This is a genomic window from Nocardia carnea, assembly GCF_029869215.1.
In the GTDB taxonomy this organism is placed as follows: domain Bacteria; phylum Actinomycetota; class Actinomycetes; order Mycobacteriales; family Mycobacteriaceae; genus Nocardia; species Nocardia carnea_B.
This window is the reverse complement of the sequence record NZ_JARWPM010000429.1, coordinates 1-21160: the sequence shown is the minus strand read 5'-3', so window position 1 is coordinate 21160 and position 21160 is coordinate 1. Positions and strand designations below refer to the sequence as shown.

The 21160-nt window shown below is 65.8% G+C and carries 15 protein-coding genes, 1 tRNA gene and 1 pseudogene; 6 read left to right on the top strand and 11 right to left on the bottom strand.

The window, feature by feature from the left end; genetic code table 11:
• Positions 1 to 150 precede the first annotated feature (150 nt).
• Positions 151 to 1443: a lipase family protein gene (locus QH276_RS32005; protein WP_432278574.1), complete on the top strand. Its 1293-nt coding sequence runs from the start codon at positions 151 to 153 to the stop codon at positions 1441 to 1443.
• A 148-nt stretch (positions 1444 to 1591) separates the two neighbouring features.
• On the opposite strand, the gene QH276_RS32000 is transcribed toward QH276_RS32005, so the two are convergent.
• The 3 genes from QH276_RS32000 to QH276_RS31985 all read right to left on the bottom strand — a co-directional run bounded on the left by QH276_RS32000 (position 1592) and on the right by QH276_RS31985 (position 4660).
• Positions 1592 to 2119, bottom strand: coding sequence for a DUF6879 family protein (locus QH276_RS32000; protein WP_280397576.1), 528 nt, complete (start codon positions 2117 to 2119; stop codon positions 1592 to 1594).
• 126 nt (positions 2120 to 2245) lie between these two features.
• On the bottom strand, positions 2246 to 3472 hold the full coding sequence (locus tag QH276_RS31995; RefSeq protein WP_280397575.1) for a helix-turn-helix domain-containing protein: 1227 nt from the start codon (positions 3470 to 3472) through the stop codon (positions 2246 to 2248).
• 744 nt (positions 3473 to 4216) lie between these two features.
• Positions 4217 to 4660, bottom strand: a complete 444-nt coding sequence (locus QH276_RS31985) for a nuclear transport factor 2 family protein (RefSeq protein WP_280397574.1) — start codon at positions 4658 to 4660, stop codon at positions 4217 to 4219.
• A gap of 127 nt (positions 4661 to 4787) precedes the next feature.
• Between QH276_RS31985 and QH276_RS31980 the strand changes: the two genes are divergently transcribed.
• The gene (locus tag QH276_RS31980; protein WP_280397573.1) at positions 4788 to 6002 is read left to right on the top strand and encodes an MFS transporter; all 1215 of its coding nucleotides are present in this window, start codon (positions 4788 to 4790) and stop codon (positions 6000 to 6002) included.
• Between the two features lie 47 nt (positions 6003 to 6049).
• Here the strand turns inward: QH276_RS31980 and QH276_RS31975 are convergent.
• From QH276_RS31975 to QH276_RS31955, 5 genes are all read right to left on the bottom strand, one after another.
• Positions 6050 to 6125: transfer RNA gene (locus QH276_RS31975), tRNA-Thr, on the bottom strand.
• A 57-nt stretch (positions 6126 to 6182) separates the two neighbouring features.
• Positions 6183 to 7373 carry a DNA polymerase III subunit delta' gene (locus QH276_RS31970; protein WP_280397572.1) on the bottom strand — a complete coding sequence of 397 codons (1191 nt, stop codon included), beginning with the start codon at positions 7371 to 7373 and terminating at the stop codon, positions 6183 to 6185.
• Positions 7374 to 7655: 282 nt separating this feature from the next.
• Positions 7656 to 8162, bottom strand: coding sequence for a DinB family protein (locus QH276_RS31965; protein WP_280397571.1), 507 nt, complete (start codon positions 8160 to 8162; stop codon positions 7656 to 7658).
• 60 nt (positions 8163 to 8222) lie between these two features.
• Positions 8223 to 11141, bottom strand: coding sequence for a type I DNA topoisomerase (gene topA / locus QH276_RS31960; RefSeq protein ID WP_280397570.1), 2919 nt, complete (start codon positions 11139 to 11141; stop codon positions 8223 to 8225).
• 671 nt (positions 11142 to 11812) lie between these two features.
• Positions 11813 to 12019, bottom strand: coding sequence for a cold-shock protein (locus tag QH276_RS31955; RefSeq protein WP_011206895.1), 207 nt, complete (start codon positions 12017 to 12019; stop codon positions 11813 to 11815).
• 433 nt (positions 12020 to 12452) lie between these two features.
• Between QH276_RS31955 and QH276_RS31950 the strand changes: the two genes are divergently transcribed.
• On the top strand, positions 12453 to 14816 hold the full coding sequence (locus tag QH276_RS31950) for a DEAD/DEAH box helicase (RefSeq protein ID WP_280397450.1): 2364 nt from the start codon (positions 12453 to 12455) through the stop codon (positions 14814 to 14816).
• A 241-nt stretch (positions 14817 to 15057) separates the two neighbouring features.
• Here QH276_RS31950 and QH276_RS31945 read toward each other — a convergent pair whose 3' ends face one another.
• The 3 genes and pseudogenes from QH276_RS31945 to QH276_RS31935 form a co-directional block, all read right to left on the bottom strand.
• On the bottom strand, positions 15058 to 15411 hold the full coding sequence (locus QH276_RS31945; protein WP_280397451.1) for an Rv3654c family TadE-like protein: 354 nt from the start codon (positions 15409 to 15411) through the stop codon (positions 15058 to 15060).
• Positions 15412 to 15575: 164 nt separating this feature from the next.
• Entirely contained in the window at positions 15576 to 15914 is a 339-nt protein-coding gene (locus QH276_RS31940; RefSeq protein ID WP_280397467.1) for a TadE family type IV pilus minor pilin, read from the bottom strand.
• A gap of 86 nt (positions 15915 to 16000) precedes the next feature.
• A pseudogene (locus QH276_RS31935) lies at positions 16001 to 16135 on the bottom strand (DUF4244 domain-containing protein); the annotation flags it as partial.
• A 278-nt stretch (positions 16136 to 16413) separates the two neighbouring features.
• Here QH276_RS31935 and QH276_RS31930 point away from each other — a divergent pair.
• The 3 genes from QH276_RS31930 (at position 16414) to QH276_RS31920 (ending at position 20897) form a co-directional block, all read left to right on the top strand.
• Positions 16414 to 16596 carry a hypothetical protein gene (locus QH276_RS31930; protein WP_280397461.1) on the top strand — a complete coding sequence of 61 codons (183 nt, stop codon included), beginning with the start codon at positions 16414 to 16416 and terminating at the stop codon, positions 16594 to 16596.
• A gap of 3141 nt (positions 16597 to 19737) precedes the next feature.
• Complete coding sequence (locus QH276_RS31925; protein ID WP_280397460.1) at positions 19738 to 20214, top strand: hypothetical protein; 477 nt, start codon at positions 19738 to 19740, stop codon at positions 20212 to 20214.
• 128 nt (positions 20215 to 20342) lie between these two features.
• Complete coding sequence (locus tag QH276_RS31920) at positions 20343 to 20897, top strand: recombinase family protein (protein WP_280397459.1); 555 nt, start codon at positions 20343 to 20345, stop codon at positions 20895 to 20897.
• The last annotated feature ends 263 nt before the right edge of the window (positions 20898 to 21160 follow it).

Sequence of the window (21160 nt, the reverse complement as noted above, 5' to 3'; positions counted from 1 at the left end):
CCGAGCGTACGAGTGCGTTTCAATGCAGCGGCGTCCGAAGACGTTTTCGCTGCTCAGGCTTGTGCATACCCGTCAGGCCGCGACGGTGCCCGGTCGTTCCGGAACCGGCCCGCGGTAGCGCCCGGCGTTCGCCGGGGAACGGAGTCGCCGATGAGGACGGTCGCATTCGGTTCCGGGACACGGTCGCGGATGGCCCGCGCGCTGGTCACCATGACCTTGCTGCTCTCGGGCGGCCAAGCAGTGATCCCGGCGGCCCCCCAAGCCCAGCCACCACACCCGTCCGACGACCCGTTCTACACCTACGACCAACCCCTGACCACCACCGCTGCGGGCACGGTCCTGCGTTCCCGGCCCGCGCCGTTCGCCTTCCCGAAGTTATCCACACCCATCACCAGCACCCAGGTGCTCTACCGGACCACCACCCAGCAGAACACCCCGACTGCGGCAGTCACCACCGTGTTGCGGCCACTCGTCCCCGGCCCCACGCGACTGCTCTCGTACCACATGGCCTACGACGCACTCGGCTTCCAATGCAACCCCTCCTACACGCTCACCGGCCGCACCGACAACACCGGCGCAGTCATGGAACAGGCGATAATCGCCGGCTTTCTCGCCGCCGGGTACACCGTCGTGGTACCCGATTACGAGGGCTTGGAGCTGGAGTGGACCGTCGGGCGGCAATCCGGCTACGCCGCCCTCGACGGCATCCGCGCCGCCGAACAGATCCTGGGCCTACCCGCCTCGACACCGGTCGCGATGGCCGGATACTCGGGCGGTTCGGTGCCTACCGAATGGGCCGCCGAACTCGCCCCGCACTACGCCCCCGAACTCGCCCTGGTCGGCGCGGCCGCGGGCGGGATCCCCGTCCACCTCGCCCACAACCTTCCCTACGTCAGCGGCAGCACCAACTGGGCGGGCGTCATCCCGGCCATGGTCGTCGCCTTCCGCCGCGCCTACGACCTCGACACCGCCGCTTTCCTCTCCGAACGCGGAACACAACTCTCCGACGCCGTAGAAAACCTCTGCCTCGGCCAGTTCGCCAGGCGCTACCCCGGCCTCACGGACGCCGAAATGGTCCGCGCTCCTTACACTTCCCTCCTCGACGTCCCCGCCGCCGCGGCCGCCGTCAACGACAACATCATGGGCACCGCCGGCACCCCCACCATCCCGCTGTTACTCGCCGTAGGCCAAAGCGACCCGATCGGCGACTCGGTAATGGTCGCCCGCGATATCGAAGCCCTCGCCCACCAGCACTGCCACCGCGGCGTCCCGGTCACCTACACCCGCTACCCCCACGCCGACCACATCGCCGCCTTCCCCCTCTTCCAAGCCCAAGCCGCCCAATTCCTCACCGACCGCTTCGCCGGCACCCCACCCCCAACCAACTGCCCCTCCATCGGCCCGGGCAACTCCCTCGCCCCCATCCCCACCCAAGCCCGCTGATCCGCCTGAATCCGTGCCGTGCTCGATGCGGGATGTTTAGACCAGTGCCAGACGGCGGCCATGGACAACTGCCGATCGTCCAGCCCAGCGTCTCTGCGGAGCTCCCTGAGTCTCGCACCGAGAGCCGCTTTCGCCCGAGCTGCACCGTTCACTTCCCGCGGTACTCCTCGAACGGAGCCGCAGCAGCCCACACTCGATCACGAACCGCGACCGCGTGCGCGACGATCACCGGTTCGTCGGTCAGCGCAGCGCCGACCCAGAGCCCCCGCGCGTCCAGCAGGGAGAATGCCACCGCCCGCTCATCGAACAGCCAGAAATCCTCGGTTGCCGGGTCGGACGGATCGGCCTCGTGCCGCGCCAAGTAACGGATGTCCTCGCCGGCCTCGATGTTGTGGCGGCTCAGCGCGAGCAGGTAACGCGTATAGAGCGTGTGCGGCTCACTTACAATTCGCGCGCGACGCATCGCAACCCCTCGCGCGACCGTAGCGGCAACGTGGTCCGTCCAGCCGGAGAACCATTTCCCTCCTGGGTCGATCGTCTCGTCAGCACGGAACGCCGCGAGCGACTCGGATTCCGACTCGCTCGCATAGTCGTCGCGCGTTTCGAGATGAAAGGCAGACCGTTCAGCAGTCGCGAATACGGGCCGTAACTCCTCAGCGCCGTAAAGCAGGCGCATTGGGGCGCGCCTCCTGACCGATCAGAGCCGGCGCAGCCGGCCTCGGCTTCTGAATTTCCATGATCGCGAGCGCTCCCGGGTGCACAACAACCAGATGACGTCCGGAAGGCATATCGATGTCTTCTCTTAGGGCACCGCGCCGACCCGTTGCGCCAATTTCCCCAGGTCACCCGTAGTCAGATCACGCCGCGCGGTCCGCATCATATGCCCGACCAATTCCCGGACGGGCGCCATCGTTCGAACATGTTGCGGTGCGGCATGTTCAGCCCGCAACAGCGCATACAACGAATCGCGGTAGTTCCGTTGCATGGCGTGGGCGCGGCCGATCTCCACGAAGTACTGTGCGCGCCGACCCTCGTTCGGCAGCTCACCCGGCGCCAACGTCTGCGCGAACGCAAGCACCTGACCCGGTTCGCGACGCTCGATCGCGGCCGACATACGCCAAAGCGCAACGTTGGCCGGGCCGAAGGACTCGTTCCGCGCAATCGACGTATTCGGCCGCGCTCCAGCGAGCCTGCCCGCCTGCTCAGCAGCTTCGGCCAGATGTGGTTCCGGGTCGCCACCCATGGTGGCCGCCACGATCGAACCCTGTAGATGCAACATTCCGTAGGTTTCGATCTCGCCGGCCGTCCGCACCTCGGAGTCGATCTTCTCGGCCGTCGCGGTGGTCGCGGCGAGCGCGGCAGGCAGCGCACCGGGCCGCGACAACATGATCTGCCCCTGACTGAACACTGCGGCGGCAATCGGCGCGACACCGCCGACGTGGCTCGCGGCACGCTCGGCTTCCTGCGCAGCCGTCCAAGCAAGGGCGTGATACCCGCGTGCCCGCAACGCCGATGCGACACCGTAGGCGACGGTACCCAGCACATCCCAGGCCCGTTCGGCGTTCGCGCCGTCGGCATCACGCACGTGCCGGTAGGCATCGGTCAACATCGGTACGAGCATCGGGCCGAGCGCGGCGTAATCACAATCGTTGCGAAGCTTGGTGGCCAGCTCACTCGAGGCCGCCAAATCATCCAGCGAACGCGGCGGCCGGGTGTCGGTGACATTGCCGCGCGTCCAGATCACCGTTTCGAGTTCCGGTACTACCGCATGGAATCCAGCGGTCGCCGGATCGAGCTTGTCCTGATCGTGGCCCGTCAAGTCACCGACGGTGACCCCGAGCGCAGCAGCAAGCGCAAGCAACGTCCGCCGCGAATCGACCGGCCGTTCACCGTTCTCGTACTTGGCGATTGCGCCCCGGGACATCCCCGCCCGATCGGCGAGTACTTGCTGTGAGATCCCCCGCCGGGCACGAATCTGGCGCACCCGCTGACCTATATAGCTGTCCTCGTCGCACTGATCGTCGCTCATATGTGCTCCCTCGATGGCACCGACAAGGCACATGGTACGTGCGTTGTCCCTGCGTGGGACAAGTTGCGCCACCAACCTTGCCAAGCTCGGTCCAGCCTCGCCGCCGGGTCGACCGCCGACGCTTCAGGGTCCCCGGCGGCGGGTGCATTCCACGTAGAGACAACGGCAGGGGGCCAGACGCGGCAGCAAGGAGACCCGATCGCGTTCGGATGGGTCGACGACGACGTAAGTACCTCACCTGAATGGGACCGAGCGCAGGTCTCCCGGCTCGCGCGGCACCTCGGCTACCGAATCATCTGGCCCGATGTGTATTCAGTGCTACCCGTAGCCGATCAAGTCCGCAACGCCCAGGCAGATGTGGTGATCCTGCCCGCCCCTGACCACCTCGGCCCACTGGAATTGAACAGAGTGATGGACATGGCTGACGTGGAGACTGTACGGCCACGGTTGTCCTTCGCCCGGTGGTCGATGTGGGGTACAAGACGGTGATCTATCTCGGCTTCGCAATCGCGATCGGTCTTCCCCTGGGCATCCTTATATGGGCGGTGTTCTGGCCGCGAGCTCGAGATGGCTACCGACTCGACCCACCCACGAACCGGTGCCCCTTTCCATAGTCCCCAGCGACCGATCTTCATTCAACGATGATGCCGCTTATGTAGCCGACCTCGGGCTCATCGCTCGCGGCAATCCCGTGCGGATCGCCAACCCGATCTACAAAGAAGTGATCGCGCGAGTCCTGGGCGTTCAGCGGTTGCGCACCGAACAGGCTTCGGCGATAGCTGCGGTGTCCCAGTAGAAGGGCCGTACCTCGGTGGTCAGGCCCTCGGTCACCGTGATCGTTTGCAGGATGGGGAAGTTCAACTCCCGACCGGTGGCACGGGAGCGTGCGTTCACGTGGGTCAGGACAACGAGCGGACTGGTATCGGACAGAAATACCTGTTCGGTCATTTCGAAACGGTCCCATGTCGCACTCATGGCGAGGAAGAACTGTTCCATACCGTCGTGACCACGCCAGATTCCTCCGTAAGGAAGCGAATCCGCCTGCCACAGCACCACATCGGAGGCGAAGAACGGGGCAAGCGCGGAGAACGAAGCCTTGCCGGGGCCGCCGGCGGCCAGGTACTCCGCTTCCGCTCGATACATACGTTCCAATACGAGTCTGGGCGAAAGCTGGGAAGAGGCGGTCATGCGATCAGTATCAGACTGCTGGCCCGTGATCGGCTGGCGGTAATCGGACGGCACGTTCCGCCGACGACGGACGGTCATGTCGTATTTCCGCCGGTAACGCGGTTCGTGCGTTCTTACGGTCGGTCGAGTGCGAATCGATACCAGGCCCAAGACTTCTGACACCGCCCAGCTCCGCGGTCCCGTCATCCTGTTCATGGCGGTGGCCGCTGCCCTCGGCACCTCGACCATCTACCCGATGCAGCCCGCGATCGCGGACGTGGCGGATACGCTGGGCACGCAGATCACCATCGTCGGGATCGCGCTCGCCTGCGGCCCCGTCGGCTACATGATCGGACTCGGTCTGCTGGTGCCGCTGGTCGACCGCTTTGCCCCCGGGCGCGTCCTCGCAGCTCAGTTCGCGGTTCTCGGGTGTGCGCTCGCGGCCGGCGCCGCCGTCGGCACCGTCCACTTGCTGGGTCCGATAGTCGGCCTGATCGGAGCATGTTCGGCCGTCGGAGCAGGTCTGAGCTCGGTCGCGGGCCGCTTGGCTCCACCGCGGCGGCGGGCAACGATCTTGGGGATGGTGACCGCAGGCATCTCGGCCGGCATCCTCGCAGGCCGGATCGTAGGCGGGTGGCTCGCGGACGCGTTCGGCTGGCGCGGGATGCTGCTGGTGTTCGCCGCTGCCTGCGGTGTGGTTGCCGCGTCCTGCCTGGTGGCGCTTCCCGCGACACCCGGCAACGCCGAACGCGGCTACCTCGCCACGCTGCGTTCCCTGCCCGGCTTGTTCATCCACCACGCGACCCTGCGCGTTGCCGCGCTTCGCGGCGCCCTGTGGTACTTCGCGTTCTGCGCGGTGTGGGCCGGTCTCGCCGTGGCGCTCTCCGAACCCCCGTACTCCTACTCGGCCGAACGGATCGGACTGTACGCGCTGGCGGGTCTCACAGGGCTCCTGGCCACCCAGATCGCGGGCGCGCGGACCGACCGTGACGGTGCCCGCCGGGTGATCCTCGTCGGCCTCGCCCTGGCCGGGATCGCCGCGGCCGGCGCGGGCTTCGGCCTCGCGAACACGGTCGTGACGCTGGTCTGCCTGGCAGTTTTCGACGCGGGGCTGTTCGCCGCCCAAGTGGCCAACCAGAGCACGATCCTGGCCATCGATCCCTCGGCCCCGGCACGCTTCAACAGTGCGTACATGCTGGTCTACTTCGTCGGCGGCAGCCTCGGCACAGCCTTCGGCGCCGCGGCGGTCGAATGGTTCGGGTGGCCGGCCACCGCCTTGATCGCCGCCTCAGCGATCGGGGCCGCCGCGGTAATCACCGGCCTCGCCCACGTGACACCCGAGGGTGCTGCAGCGGGTCGGTGAGCCGGAGCGCAGCTCGGCAGTTGAGTCGGTACCGGACTCGAGAAGTATGGAGCCGCCTGGGGGAATCGAACCCCCGACCTTTTCATTACGAGTGAAGCGCTCTACCGACTGAGCTAAGGCGGCGTGCCGTTCGGCGTCGCGAGTCTATCGTCTCCGGCCGGGGAACGCGAAAACGGGTGGTCAGGACGTTTGGGCGAGGAGGGTGGCGGCCATGGCGGCGAGGGCGAAACGGGGTTTGACGTTGAGGTCGAGGGCTTCGCGGCAGGCGAGGACGGCATCTATCGAGCGGAGCAGGCCCTCGGGGCGGATGCGGGTGGCGAGGTCGCGGGCGCGGTCGGCCATATCGGGGTGGTTCATGGTGAGGCCGGTGGGGTCGCCGAAGCTCACGGCGAGGGCGTCGCGATAGAGGCCGGCTATATCGAGGAGGGCGCGGTCGAGGGCGTCGCGGCCGGTGCGGGTGGTGCGGGATTTCTGGCGTTTTTCCAGGTCCTTCAGGGCGCCCGCGGAACCTCGGGTGGCGCCGGCCGCGCCTTTGCCGGTGCCACCGGCGCCGAGGGCGGTGGCGAGTTCGTCGCGTTCGCGTTCGTCGCGTTCGGCGCTGAGCTGTTTGGCTTCGTCGTCGGCGGCTTTCACCAATTCGTCGGCGGCGAGGTAGGCGTTGCCACGGAAGACGGCGGCCACCAGGTCGAGGGCGCGGCGGCGGCGGTCGCGGGCCTCGTCGTCGGTGGCGAGGCGGCGGGCGCGGCCGACGTGTCCACCGCTCACGGCGGCCGCCCATTCGGCGGTTTCCGGGTCGAGGCCGTCGTGGTCGCGCAGGACTTGCGCGATCGCGGGTACCGACGGGGTGACCAGGTGGACGTGGCGGCAGCGGGAACGCAGGGTCACCGAGATGTCCTCGGGATCGACCGAGGGGGCGCACAGCAGGAATACGGTGCGACCGGGCGGCTCCTCCACCGCCTTCAGCAGGGCGTTACCGGCGCCTTCGGTAAGGCGGTCGGCATCCTCGATGATGACCACCTGCCAGCGGCCCGTGCTGGGGCGGCGGGCAGCGATCTGCACGATGGCGCGCATTTCCTTGACCGCGATACTCAGGCCTTCGGGGATGATGCGGCGGACGTCGCCGTGGGTTCCGGCCATGGTGGTAGTGCATGCGTGGCAGTGGCCGCAACCGGGGCGGTCGGGGTCGGTGCACTGCAGGGCCGCGGCGAAACACAGCGCGGCCACCGATCGGCCCGCCCCGGGCGGCCCGGTGAACAACCACGAATGTGTCATCGCCCCTTCGGCGGCGCCGGAGCGCGCGGCCGTCGCGGCGGCGGTCAGATCGGCCGCCACCGTCTCCTGCCCGACCAGCCGGTCGAAGACACCCGTCACGTCGGACACACTAATGGACCCGATCCGGCCGGGACGATCCGCGATTCACCGGACCACGGGCGCGGCTGCGGAACACGGTGCCGAGTGCACCGCTGGAGTCGGGCACACGAAGGGCTGCCGCGATAGCGAACCCGGCCGAATCGAGGCCGAGTTCGGTACGCGCAAGCACCGGCACGACCGGCATCCGTTCGCTCGGTCACGGCGTGGACACTGCGTGATACACGCAGCAACCCATGCCTATGGGGTACCCGCACCCAGCCGCTTACTGCCGGAAACCCACACCTACCCGGCACGCTGAGCGGTGGTGTTCGCACCGTCCAGTTGTTCGCGGATGATGTCGGCGTGACCGCTGTGGTGGGCGATTTCACGCAGGATGTGCAAGACCAGGAAACGCGCCGACCACCACACCCGGCCGGGTACCCACGGGTTGGTGGGAGTCGGGATGGAGGCGTCCAGATCGTCCACTGTGCGAAGCAGTTCCGCGGTGTTCGCGGCGACGAGTTCCCATTCCGCGAGGAGACCGGCGACGGTTTCGTCCTCGCCCAGGGTGTACTGGCCCTCGAAGTCTTCGAGTTTCTGTTCCGCGGTTTCGTCGCGTTCCACGAGGACTTTTGTCCACAGGCGTTCACAACTGACCAGGTGATGCAGAAGCCCGCCCAGCGTGAGTTCACTGGCGGTGGTGCGCTGTCTGGCCTGTTCGTCGCTGATCCCCCGCAGGGTGATCCGGAACATCTCGCGCTGTTCGTCGAGCAGTTGGACGAGGTCGTCACTTTCCTGGCGGCCGGCCATCGGCACTCCTTCGCATCGGTGTCGCGGGGGAGGCTACGGGGTGGGTCCGACAACCCGGGGCTATTCGTTGTCCTCGGTGGCCGTGCGGCTCGCGGCCTTCGCCGGTGCCTTCTTCGCGGTGGCCTTTTTGGCGGTCGTCTTCTTCGCCGTGGTCTTCTTCGCGGTCGTCTTCTTCGCCGCGGTGGTGGTCTTCTTCGCCGCGGCCTTCTTGGCGGGTGCCTTCTTCGCGGCGGTCTTCTTGGCCGCCTTCTTCACCGGACCTCGCGCGCGCCGATCGGCCAGCAGTTCCGAGGCACGTTCGTCGGTGATCGACTCCACCTCGTCGCCCTTGCGCAGGCTGGCGTTGGTTTCCCCGTCGGTGACATAGGGCCCGAACCGGCCGTCCTTGATCACCATCGGTTTCCCGGTGGCCGAATCGTTGCCGAGTTCCCGCAGCGGCGCAGCGGCCGCGGCCTGTCTACCCCGGCGTTTGGGTTCGGCGTATAACTTGAGCGCCTCGTCCAGGGTCACCGTGAAGATCTGGTCCTCGGTGGCCAGCGACCGGGAATCGGTGCCCTTCTTGAGATAGGGCCCGTAACGGCCGTTCTGCGCGGTGATCTCCTCGCCGGATGCCGGGTCCGTGCCGACCACGCGAGGCAGCGAAAGCAGTTTCAGCGCATCGTCGAGCGTCACCGTCGCCGGATCCATCGACTTCAACAGCGAGCCCGTGCGTGGCTTCGGGCCGGTGCTCTTCTTCGCGGTCTTCTTCGCCGCCTCTTCCTCCGGCGGTTCCGGCAGGATCTCGGTGACGTAGGGCCCGAAACGCCCTTCCTTGACCACGATTTCGTGCCCGGTCGCCGGATCGACACCGAGTGCGCGACCCTCCTGCGGCGTCGCGAACAGCTTCTCCGCGACATCCGGGGTCAGCTCGTCGGGCGGCAGATCGTCGGGCAGGTTCGCGCGCTGCGAGGTGGGTTCCGCGTCGGGATTGTCGGGATCGGTGACCATACGCTCCAGGTACGGCCCGTACCGGCCGACCCGCACGACCACGTCGCGACCCTCGTCGTCGGTGAACAGCTTGATCGAATTGATCTCGCGCGCATCGATATCGTCGAGCCGCTCCCCGACCATCTTCTTCAACCCGCCGGACCGCGCGACCGAGCCCTCGGCGCCGTCATCCCCGCCGAAGTAGAAGCTGGACAGCCAATGCCCACGCCGAGCGCGGCCGGTGGCGATCGCGTCCAGGTCGTCTTCCATGGCGGCGGTGAAGTCGAAATCGACCAGGCGGCCGAAATGCGATTCCAGCAGGCCGGTCACCGAGAACGCCACCCAAGACGGCACCAGCGCGCTACCGCGCTTGTAGATATAGCCACGGTCGAGAATGGTTTTGATGATCGAGGAGTAGGTGGACGGGCGGCCGATACCCAGTTCCTCGAGGGTTTTGATCAGCGACGCTTCGGTGTATCGCGCGGGCGGGTTGGTGCTGTGCCCGTCGGGATTCAATTCGACCGCTGTCACACCCTCACCCTCGGCGAGCTGCGGCAACCGCATCTCCGCGTCGTCGGATTGGCCCCCGGCCTCCTCGTCGACGCTCTCGACATAGGCCTTCAGGAAGCCCGGGAAGGTGATGGTGCGGCCGGAGGCGGAGAACACGCATTGTTCGCCGGTTCCCGCGGTACCGGAGATCCGCAGGGTGAGGGTGGTGCCGCGGGCATCGGCCATCTGCGAAGCGACGGTCCGCTGCCAGATCAGCTCGTAGAGCCGGAACTCGTCGTTGTCCAGCCGGGAATGCAACTGGCCGGGTGTGGCGAACGTATCACCGGAGGGGCGGATCGCCTCGTGTGCTTCCTGCGCGTTCTTGACCTTGCGGGTGTACTGCCGCGGAGTCGAATGTACGTATTCGGCGCCGTAGAGCTGGGTCGCCTGGGTGCGGGCAGCATTGATCGCCGACTCCGACAGGGTCGTCGAGTCGGTACGCATATAGGTGATGTAGCCGTTCTCGTACAGCCGCTGCGCGGTGCGCATGGTGCGCTCGGAGGTGAACCGCAGTTTCCGGCCGGCCTCCTGCTGCAGCGTGGAGGTCATGAACGGGGCATACGGTTTGCGCGTGTACGGCTTGGATTCGGCCGAGGTGACCACCAGGTCGGCGCCGTGCAGTGCCTCGGCCAGCCGCCGGGCGCGGGCCTCGTCGAGCACCAGGGCCCGGGAATCGGCCTTGAGCTGTCCGTCGGAACCGAAATCACGGCCGGTGGCGACCCGCGCACCGTCCACGTCGACCAGCCTCGCGGAGAAGACCCGCGGGTTGGCGGAATCGGCGTCGCCGCCGGCATCCAGCTTCGCCGCGATATCCCAGTACTCGGCCGACCGGAACGCCATCCGCTCGCGTTCGCGCTGCACGATCACCCGCGTGGCCACGGATTGCACCCGGCCCGCCGACAACCGCGGCATAACCTTCTTCCACAGCACCGGGCTGACCTCGTAGCCGTACAGCCGGTCCAGGATGCGGCGGGTTTCCTGGGCGTCGACCAGGTCGTTGTCCAGGTCACGGGTATCGGCGGCCGCGGCGCGGATCGCGGGTTCGGTGATCTCGTGGAACACCATCCGCCGCACCGGCACCTTCGGTTTCAGCGTCTCCAGCAGATGCCAGGCGATCGCCTCGCCCTCGCGGTCGGGGTCGGTGGCGAGATACAGCTCATCGGCGTCGGCCAGCAGACCCTTGAGTTCGGTGACCTTGCCCTTCTTTTCCGGGCTCACCACGTAGATGGGTTCGAAGTCGTTGTTGACGTCCACTCCGAGTCGGGCCCAGTCCTGCCCCTTGTACTTGGCGGGCACATCGGCAGCACCCCGCGGCAGATCGCGGATATGGCCGACGGACGCCTCGACCGTATAGTCCCGCCCCAGGTAGGGCGCGATTTTCCGGGCCTTGGTCGGAGACTCGACGATCACGAGACGACGCACGGGACGACCCGCCTCGGCTGCGCTACGGTCTCGTGTTGCCACCGGCGAATCCCTTTCCTTCTCGACCCGCGAAGCGCTGCTGGGGGCGCAGGACGCGGCTGGATGAACAGATGGTGAAGTCGAACATCACCACCAGACACGTTTATACCTTGACGCTGCGCGTGGCCGAGCGGTTGCGACCATCGGGCGATGGCGCGTCGATGCCGTTCAGTATGCAGGGCGCGAGGCCGCTACAGCACGCACGGTAGGTCACGAGGACGTGCCTTGTCGATGTGAGCGGGGTGGGCGCACGGTCATCCGGCGCCGGCCCGCGCGTGGCGCGACGCCGGCGGGACCGGCCGGAGTCCGGCGGGATCGGCGTCGCGCGGAATACGGCCCGACCTGGGGCGTGGGTTCGCGGTGAGTGAGCGCGCGGTGCCGCGGCCGAACGGTTCGGTGACGGTATGAACCGGGCCGGTATCCGGCCGGGCAGCGATCGGCCGGGTGCGATGCGTTCGGCCGGAGCAGCCGCGGAGTGGCGCAACGACGCCATCGCTCGTACGGCTCCCGGGGTACATGCGGCCGATGCCGAAGCTCGCGAGGAACGCGCGGCCGTAACGAACTCGGGAGTACGCAGAGGACGAGCGATGAGCGCGGAAGTACGCATACTGCACATATAGTTCGTCCCTCGCTCCCGTTACGGGATCGAGGGACGAACTGGGAGGTGTACTCGCTCAGCTGAGCGCGCGAACTCCGGTGGCCTGCGGGCCCTTGGTGCCCTGACCAACCTCGAACTCGACCTTCTGATTTTCTTCGAGGGTACGGAACCCCGAACCCTGGATTTCGGAGTAGTGGACGAAGACATCCGCGGAGCCGTCTTCGGGCGCGATGAAGCCGAAGCCCTTCTCCGCGTTGAACCACTTCACAGTTCCCTGTGCCATTCTGTTCCTTCTCTTTTCTTACTCGGAACGGCGGACAACTGAGTTTCGTCCACCGGGCCTGTTCCGAACCCCTGTACTCTGGACTCCCATGGGGGCCTTCGTAAGCGGTTCGCAACATCGATCCTGCCAAGGTTTGGACTTTGCATCCATTCCCTCGAACACAGAAGCTTGCGACCGAGACCCAGTGAACCATGTCTTCGGGAAATTCAACAGCGGAGTTACCGACAATTTGCAAAAAAAATGATCTCGCGAATGCAGGGGTAAGGGATAGCCGGCCGGAATCTGTACCTCCGGTATGTTTGCTTACCGATAACCAGCCGACGGACCGTGTACCCACCTGTGACCCAGATCGCTATTGGGTATCGAATCCGCAGGCAGCGAGCGGCGGAAGACGGTGTTTCACACCTTCCGGCGGCACAGAAGGCATGGCGGAATGACGCGCGAGGTCCGATCCGAGACCAGCTACGGTCGATCGTTGCTGAATCGTGTCCTCGGCGGCGCCGGGGATACCGATGAGCGACTGACGCATATCGCGGAGGTACCCGGGCGTGCCGCGCGAACCACCGAATGGCCGCTGTGGGCGGCGACGGCGGTGGTCGAAGCGCTGCGCGCGGAGGGTATCGAAGCTCCCTGGAGCCATCAGGCCGAAACCGCGGAACATGCCCACAACGGGCGCAATGTGGTGGTGTCGACCGGGACCGCGTCGGGCAAATCACTGGGCTACCAGCTGCCCGTTCTCACGGCATTACACGACGATCCGCGGGCGACCGCCCTGTATATCGCGCCGACCAAAGCACTCGGGGCCGACCAGCTGCGAACGGCCGGCGAACTCGTCCGGCACCGTCCGCTGCGCGATATCGCGATCGCCGCCTATGACGGCGATACGCCCACCGAGATCCGGCAGTGGGTGCGCGCGGAGGCACGCTGGGTGTTCACCAACCCCGACATGCTGCACCTCGGCATCTTGCGATCGCATCGCCGCTGGTCACGGCTGTTTCGCCGGTTGCGCTACGTGGTGGTCGACGAATGCCACGCCTACCGCGGAGTCTTCGGCTCCCATGTGGCGCTGGTGCTGCGGCGGCTCCGCCGGCTGGCCGCCTATTACGGTGCCGACCCGGTATTCGTGCTGTGCTCGGCGACCGCCGCGGACCCGGCCGCGGCCGCGGCGCGGCTGACCGGCGCGGACTGCGTGGCAGTCACCGAGGACGGCTCCCCACGTGGCCCGCGCACCGTGGCCTTCTGGGAGCCACCGCTGCTGACCTCGGTACACGGCGAGAACGGGGCGCCCGTACGCCTCGGCGCGACCACCGAAGCCGCCCGAATCACCGCCGATCTGGTGCTGGAGGGTGCCCGCACGCTGACCTTCGCCCGATCACGCCGCGCCGCCGAACTCATCGCCCTGCACACCCGGCAGCGGCTCGCGGAAATCGACCCCGGCCTGGCAGAACGGGTCGCCGCCTACCGCGGCGGCTACCTGCCCGAAGACCGCCGCGCCCTCGAAGCGGGCCTCACCGACGGATCACTGGTGGCCGCGGCGACCACGAACGCCCTGGAACTCGGCGTGGATATCGCGGGGCTGGACGCTGTGGTGCTCGCGGGATTCCCGGGCACAGTCGCCTCGTTCCGCCAGCAGATCGGCCGGGCCGGACGGCGCACCCAGGGGGCACTCGCCGTGCTGGTGGCACGTGACGATCCGCTCGACACCTACCTCGTCCACCACCCCGGAGCGCTCCTGGACCGGCCGGTGGAAGCCACGATCATCGACCCGGCCAACCCCTATGTCCTGGGCCCGCAGTTGTTGTGCGCGGCCATGGAACTGCCGCTCGGTGATGCCGAGGCACAGCAGTTCGGCAACCACCGGATCCTGGCGGAATTGGCAGGTCAGGGCCTACTTCGCCGCCGGAAGTCCAACGGCGGCCAGCACTGGTTCTATACCGGACCCGAGCCACCACACGATTCGGTCGACGTCCGCGGCGGTATCGGTACACAGGTCGCGATCGTGGTCGGCGAGACCGGGCGGTTCCTCGGGACGGCAGACCCGGGCCGGGCCCCGGCGACCCTCCATCAGGGCGCGGTACATCTGCACCAGGGCGAGACCTATGTGGTCGACGAACTGGATCTCGAAGCGGGGGTGGCCTTCGTCCACGAGGAGAGCCCCGGCTGGTCCACCAGTGCCCGGCAGATCACCTCCATCACGATCGATTCGGTCCGGGAGACCCGCGCCTTCGGGCAGGTCACGGCGGCATTGGCCGAGGTCACCGTGCACAGCCAGGTCGTCGGTTACCTTCGCACCGCGCTCACCGGCGAGGTGCTCGACCTGGTCGAGCTCGATCTGCCGCCACAGCGCCTGTCCACCGCGGCCGTGCTCTACACCGTCACCCCGGAGCTGCTGGACCGGGCCGGTATCGCGCCGGCCGACGTGCCGGGATCGCTGCACGCCGCCGAACATGCGGCCATCGGGCTGTTGCCGCTGGTCGCGACGTGCGACCGATGGGATATCGGGGGCGTTTCCACCGCCCGGCATCCCGATACCGGCCTGCCCACCGTGTTCGTCTACGACGGACAGGCCGGCGGGGCCGGTTTCGCCGAGCGCGGCTACGCCCTGTTCCGGCGCTGGCTGGGTGCCACACTCGCCGCCGTGGAGTCGTGTTCCTGCCGCTCCGGATGCCCGTCGTGTGTGCAATCACCCAAGTGCGGCAACGGCAATGACCCGCTGGACAAAGCGGGAGCGGTCCGGTTGTTGACGGCGATTCTGGCCGAGCCGGGCGGGCCCGATCGCGCAGCACCCACCGCGTAACGGAACCACGCAGGTCATCGGCTCACTGGTGGGCACACGACCTACCACGCGGACCGCCGCGTCGCCGAATTAAAAGGAAGCCGCTCATGTTAACTGAATTGTTGCCACTTAACCGGCCGGTAGCCGGCGGCAATGTATTCGGATCATTTCAATAACGAACTCCTATTTCCGGTAACGAGCAGTTAATTGCCACCGCTAAGTGAACGACCAATTCGTTGTCGACCAATATCCGCGAAGTCCCTCAGCGCCCTTCTTCGACCGGGCCGGCCCGCGCAATCGCACGTATACGCCGCGCCCCGAACGGACCTACCGGTACCTTTTCCTCCACTTCGATCAGGACATCCCAGCCCGCGACTTGGCATCGGGTTATCGCGGCCCGCATCCGCCGGCCGAGGGATTCGGCGGCGGCGCATCCCACCTCGGCGCCGTCGCGTAGTCCGGCGGCGGCAGCCAGCGCCGACAGGTCCGCGGCCGCCTGCGCGCGGTGCCGCGCTACGACGACCCCACCGATGTGGGTCACCAGTACGGTCAGCGCGATCAGGGCGGCCACGGCGAAGCATGCCGTTACCGTGGCCGACCCCCGGTCACCGCGCATCCGGCCGAACCGACAGCCATTCCTCGGGCGTAGGCCGGCCCGGTTACCGCTGGACAGACGTACCGGGCTCGAGCCGTCCGCCGCTACCGGCCCCGGGTAACCCCGGCGGACGGCCTTGGGCTCAGCCGAGAGTCCGTCGCCCGAGCGGACGGGGCATCCCCGGTTCACGGGCCCTCGCCCGGTTCACGGACCGCGACCGCCTCGGCTCGCAGTTGCAGCGCGGGCAGCAGCGGGGCGTCTGCGGTGACCACCGCGACTACGCGGTTTCCCTCGTCACGCAACGAGATATCCGCTCCATCCGGAGCCACCCGGCGGGCGGTGGGTACCGCGGCCGCCCGGTCTCCCCTGGCCGCGAGCCGCGCCGCTTCGCGGGCGGCGTCGACACAACGCACCTGGGCAACCGCCGCGAAAACCGCGCCCACACACAGCGCTACCGCGGCAGCGAGCGCACCGAGCGCGATCGCCGCCTCGACGGTTACCGACCCCCTGTCACCGCGCAGCACCGCCGACTGCTCGGCCCGCTCTGTTGTCGCGCCGGGCGGTCGGCGACGCGCGCACGTACCGCTCTCATCGCTGGACACCGGCGTTCCTAAACGCTTGTGTTCAGGGCCTTTTCGATGATCCCGGTCAAGGCGTCGGGGATGCTCTCCCCGGTGACCACGGTGTACAGGACGGCGCCGAAGGCCGCCGCGGCTATGGTCCCGATCGCGTACTCAGTTGTCGAGCACTACATCAACTGGCCGCGCTGGTTCGTGCGATGTAGCGTTTCTGGCAATCGACATACGCGTCCTGCACGAAGCAGGACAGGCGGATGGTGCCCCGGCCCCCTCCGGCCCTGCGTAGCGATCTCTTCGATGCAGGGAGCATGAACGGGTTTCGGCTTTGGCCGAGTAAGTCAAGTTCCTGTCTGCCGGAGAGCGGGACCTTGGTTCACCAGTGATACTGGTCGAGCTGAGGTTACGCACATCCTCTCTCGACCCAAGTCAGAGAGGAATCTTCCGAGTGTCGACCTTCATCGACTACATGCAGCCGACCGCCCTCGGCTTGATCATTGCTGCGGTACTCGCCGCCATCACCAAGATCACCATCGCTTGGCTGGCCTTACGGGAAGACGGCGTAGAGGCTGCGAAGCGTAAGGACATCCTCGCGGAGTTGAACAAGATGTTCAGCTGGCGGAGGAGGTAGCTGACTCACCGGCAAGCTGACCGGACAGGTAGAGCATTCGTTCGGTGGTCTACCTGCAAATTCTTTGGGCGGCAACCGGCAGAGGAGGCCGAGTCTGTAGCCGGCCGTTAGGGATTGCGCCAATTGCATTGAACTGCCCAGCGCCTGTACTCTTCCTGATGAGCTGGCCTTGCTCCCGTTCCATTGGGAGCAAGCACTGGAACTTTCCGCGTGATCGCGGGTTGGCAACTCACCGGCAGATGTCAACGGTTCCGATGGTCTGTACTTCGCTCGCTACCTGAATACATCAAGATCCTGCTTGCCGGAGGCCGGACCTTGGTTCCACCAGACACGTACTGGTCGAGCCGAGGCCGCCCGCCCCTTGCTCGACCCGAGTGAGGCAAAGGACTTAGATGGACGCCGGTACTGCTATCGCGCTCGCAACGACCTTCGGCAGCGGTGCACTCATCCCGCTCGGCAGGTCAGCCGTGAACATCTACGCGCTACGAGGCGCTCCCCCCGAAACCCGACCCGCGATCATTCGCGCTCTTTCGCATCTGCATCGCCGGTCTGACTCGCCGAGGGGCAGCGAAGGTGACGGTCGCAGGTTGCCGGAGTGACAGGCGGGACTTAGCAGTACTGCTGGGACGCCTGTATATGTCAGTGTTTGCTGTGACTCGATACCACATCACAAATTGTGATCTGCACCACCGCCAACACGGCGTGTCGAAGTGCTGTCCTGCGGCTTACAGCAGTGAAATCACATGGTTGTGACTCGCAACATCTCGTGTTGTTTCTTTCAGTCGGCCACAAGAACTAGTATCTGAGTAGGTCACGCGACGTGACCTGGCCACGCGATGTGACCGCAAAAGAAAGGGCCTGCGATGACAGTTCAACCAAGAGCCCCGGCGCCAGCAGGGGCGATCAGAGAAAGCACGCGGTGCAATGGAAAATGCGCATCAGGCTCCGGCAGCGTCGGAGGACCCGGGACCGGGCGAGCCACGAGCTTCGTATCGGCTCGCGACACTCGGTAAGTACATGGCCCGCACCGGTCGGGCTATTCAAACGGTAGCACCAGCACTTGCCGTGTTTGACGGTGCTCCTTTGCCACTCTCCCCGATCTTCGGAACCTTGGGAAGTGGTCTGGTATTACTCGGCTCCTGGCTGTACAAGCGCAAAAGCTGAGCTGACCTGCTGTTTCCCGTCCGGCGCGCCAACGCCGGGCGGGGCACGGTCAGATTCTTAGCTTAGCCTACAACCGTCCATTCGGGCGCATCTGGATGCTTAATTCACACAATGCCTAGCCGGACGGATGCGACTCAACTTCGGATTGACGTTCCTTGGGGTGGTCGCTCAACCAGTCGCGCCACGTCCTAGCAGAGCGTTCGTCAGGGACCTTGTTGGTGTCGAGTGGCGGTTCGTACTGGGGTATCGGGCTCAGCTCAGTCATACCGATTGGACGCCAATCAACGGGCGCTGGTTCCGACCACGCTGGGAGAGAGTGAAGCGGAGGGAGCGAAGGGGCACCCCGGTACCGCAAAGTACGGATGCCCCCGGTACGCCGGTCGGTCGCTTCGGTGATGCACGCGGGCACGGGAATTACTCGGCCCACAGGGACTGGGACTGCATAGAGCCCGGCCACGGAGACAGGGCTGGGGAGCCCGGTTGCCCTCCAACGATCCACCCAGCAACCACGCCGTGGCACTCCGGGGCTGCCTTTGCATACGGCTCTGTGTCATCGGAAAGGTGCACCGACCCCCGCCGCCGAGGAGATAGAAGCGGCCCGGACTTCGGCCGGCGTTTGGACGAAGGAGCAACTAGCTGAGTTGGGGTGTTCCCTGGCCGCCCCCGAAGGGCTGGAACGAGCGCTTGCTCAGTGGCGCAACCGATACGCCTGGAGCATGAACCCGGCTCCACGCGCTACCGTTCAATCAGGTCGGCATCAAATGTGACTCTAGTCACATTGAATGTTTGTGACCGCAGCGTAGTTGACTGTAGCCAATCTGGTAACCGGTGAGGTCGGGCTGATCGCTAAGCGTCATCGTCCTAGTTTTGACTGGGGGTTCAAGTTGCGCTCACGCGACTCAAAAGCCTGTGCGAGACGAATTTTCGGAAACACGGCAAGCTAATCTGTTGGAACACACGAACGTTGCCGCCCCCGGACGATGAAGCTCCAGGGCGTAGGCGGCAGGGAAAGGAGTTAGAGCTTCAGCCCTAGCGCGGACCCTCCAGGGCCGGGGCTGTTGAGGAAGGACATCATGTCCACCCCGCAAGAAGGGCACTCGCCCTCGGAGGAACCGGGCGGCACGCCGCCCAACGATTCAGGCGACACCGAGTCGTCTGATAACCAAGAGCCAGAACACCGCCGCCAACTAAGGATCTGGGCGGCGATGTCCGGCAAAGTCCTCAGCACGTCCGCTGACGTACTTGGACTCGACCCACTATGGCCCTGGGTTGCGCTCAAGAGCGCGGGCCTAACGCTGATCCTTCTCGCTAAGTTTGGCGACCGCGGCGAGGGATAGCGGTAAAACCTGCAGGTCATGCGGCTGGTGCACTACTGCCAGCCGCATGGCTTGTGCTGCACTTCGGTAAGTACGCGAGCGCGAACCGTACCAAATGTACATATGAAAAATGATAACATGATTGCAAGTTGGCGCGTTGTTCGTTGGCGCTGCCCTAGCGGTACTCACGGCATGTCCGGCACATCGGAACGTATCGAGCCGGGTTCGGAGAGTACGTAACTGGCCTATCGCCTACCCAGCCTTCTTGCTCCTCCGGGCAGCCGCCGGTGTAGGTCCACCAGTCGGCTTCTCCTCCGCAGTCGTCGCACGGGTAATCGTGCGCTGGCCCGCGCTGGCATCGAACCCGCTGCCGGGCAGCGGAATAGCTGATTGCATCACTCACTATCCATCCTGGTACAAAATCCGAGTCAAACGGATTGAAAACCCGTACAAGACCAGGCAGCCGCATTGACCACCGGTCTTAAGCCCGGGGCGGGGGCACGCCCCCTGGACACGTGTGTGACTTGACCTGTCCCTCTGCGGAAGCCGATGCCGCCGCTACATCGTCGGCCTGGTGATGGCGAATTCTCCCCAGTAGCACGTCGGCGTGCTCGAGTACTGTCATGCAAGCGGCGAAGCCTGCATACGAAGGAGAACGCAAGTGACAGTCGGGCGCGATAGCCAGGGGCGGGATCTGAAGGTCGGAGATCCAGTCACAGTGTGGGACGAGGTCGTCAAAGGGGGGCGAGGATACGGTCGCCGCTCCCACGGCACCGTTGCAAGCTTCGGGTCGGTGAATGTACAAGTTCGTATCGAGGACAGCGACTGGCGGGAACTGATCGGCACGACCGTCCCCGTGAAGGGCTCCAGCCTCACGTATGGACATAACGGGCACGTGCATCTAGCAGACCAGATAGCCGAGACAAACCGGGAGTACTCCGCAGCGATCGAGCAGGGTAAGCAGGACTACGCCGAGGATGTCCTTCTCGCGGTTATCGAGGTCGCAACCCAGCGGGAGTTCATCACGCAGGAACAAGGGCGAGAGCTCTTGTCGCTTCGAGACGACATCTCACAGGTGGCCTGCACTCTGACTCGAGGTCGGTCGCTTGTATCAAAAACGATCCCTTGTTGCGACTGAGACCGAACTCCTGGCGGTTTCTCACCATCCTCGGTAAACCGGTGCCAAGAGTGTCTTGAAAACCCGTCTCATAACCATTAGTCTCAAAACCGTGTAGATCTACGGGATTATGAGACAGGACCGAATCAGTGGCCTTCATCGGATACGCACGAGTCAGCACCACCGACCAGGACCCCCAACTTCAGTTGGATGCGCTCAACGCAGCGGGGTGCGGGCGCATCTTCACCGATCACGGCGTATCGGGAGCGAAGACCGAACGGTCCGAGTTGGGCCGGTGCCTGGATCACCTCCGCGATGGTGACGTGCTGGTCGTGTGGAAGCTCGACCGGCTGGGCCGAAATACGGTTCATGTGCTCCAGCTCATCGAAGAACTGACCGAGCGCGGCATCGGCTTCCGGAGTGTCACCGAAGGGCTTCATACGGATGGGCCGATGGGCAAGGCGATGGTCACGATCATGGCCGCCTTTGCTCAACTAGAACGGGACACAATGATCGAGCGCACCCGTGCCGGTCTCGTCGCCGCTGCTGCTAACGGCCGAAAAGGGGGGCGACCACGTAAAGTGAATGACGCCAGTGCTGCCAAGGCCAAAGATATGAAGGCCAAGGGTATCGCTGCGTCGGATATCGCTCGAATGCTCGGTTGCTCCCGAGCGACCGTGTACCGGTACTTGGCCGAGCACTAGCGTCGAAGCGAACGAACCCCAGCAGCCTGAAGCCCGCTGCCGTCTACGATCGGCGGCAGTAAAGGCGATACGCAGGGCGATGTCTCTGAAGACCTGGTATACACGCGCAGTCAGCTATGAGGTTGGCCAGTCCCCGATAACGCGACCACCCGGTTTCAGAGTCGGTGTCGTTCGGTCGGTGTTCAGTTGATGTCGCAGCCCACGGGGTGGTGGGTGTGGGTGCAGGCCGCAGCGTACTCGGCCGGGGTGCGGTAGCCCAGCGC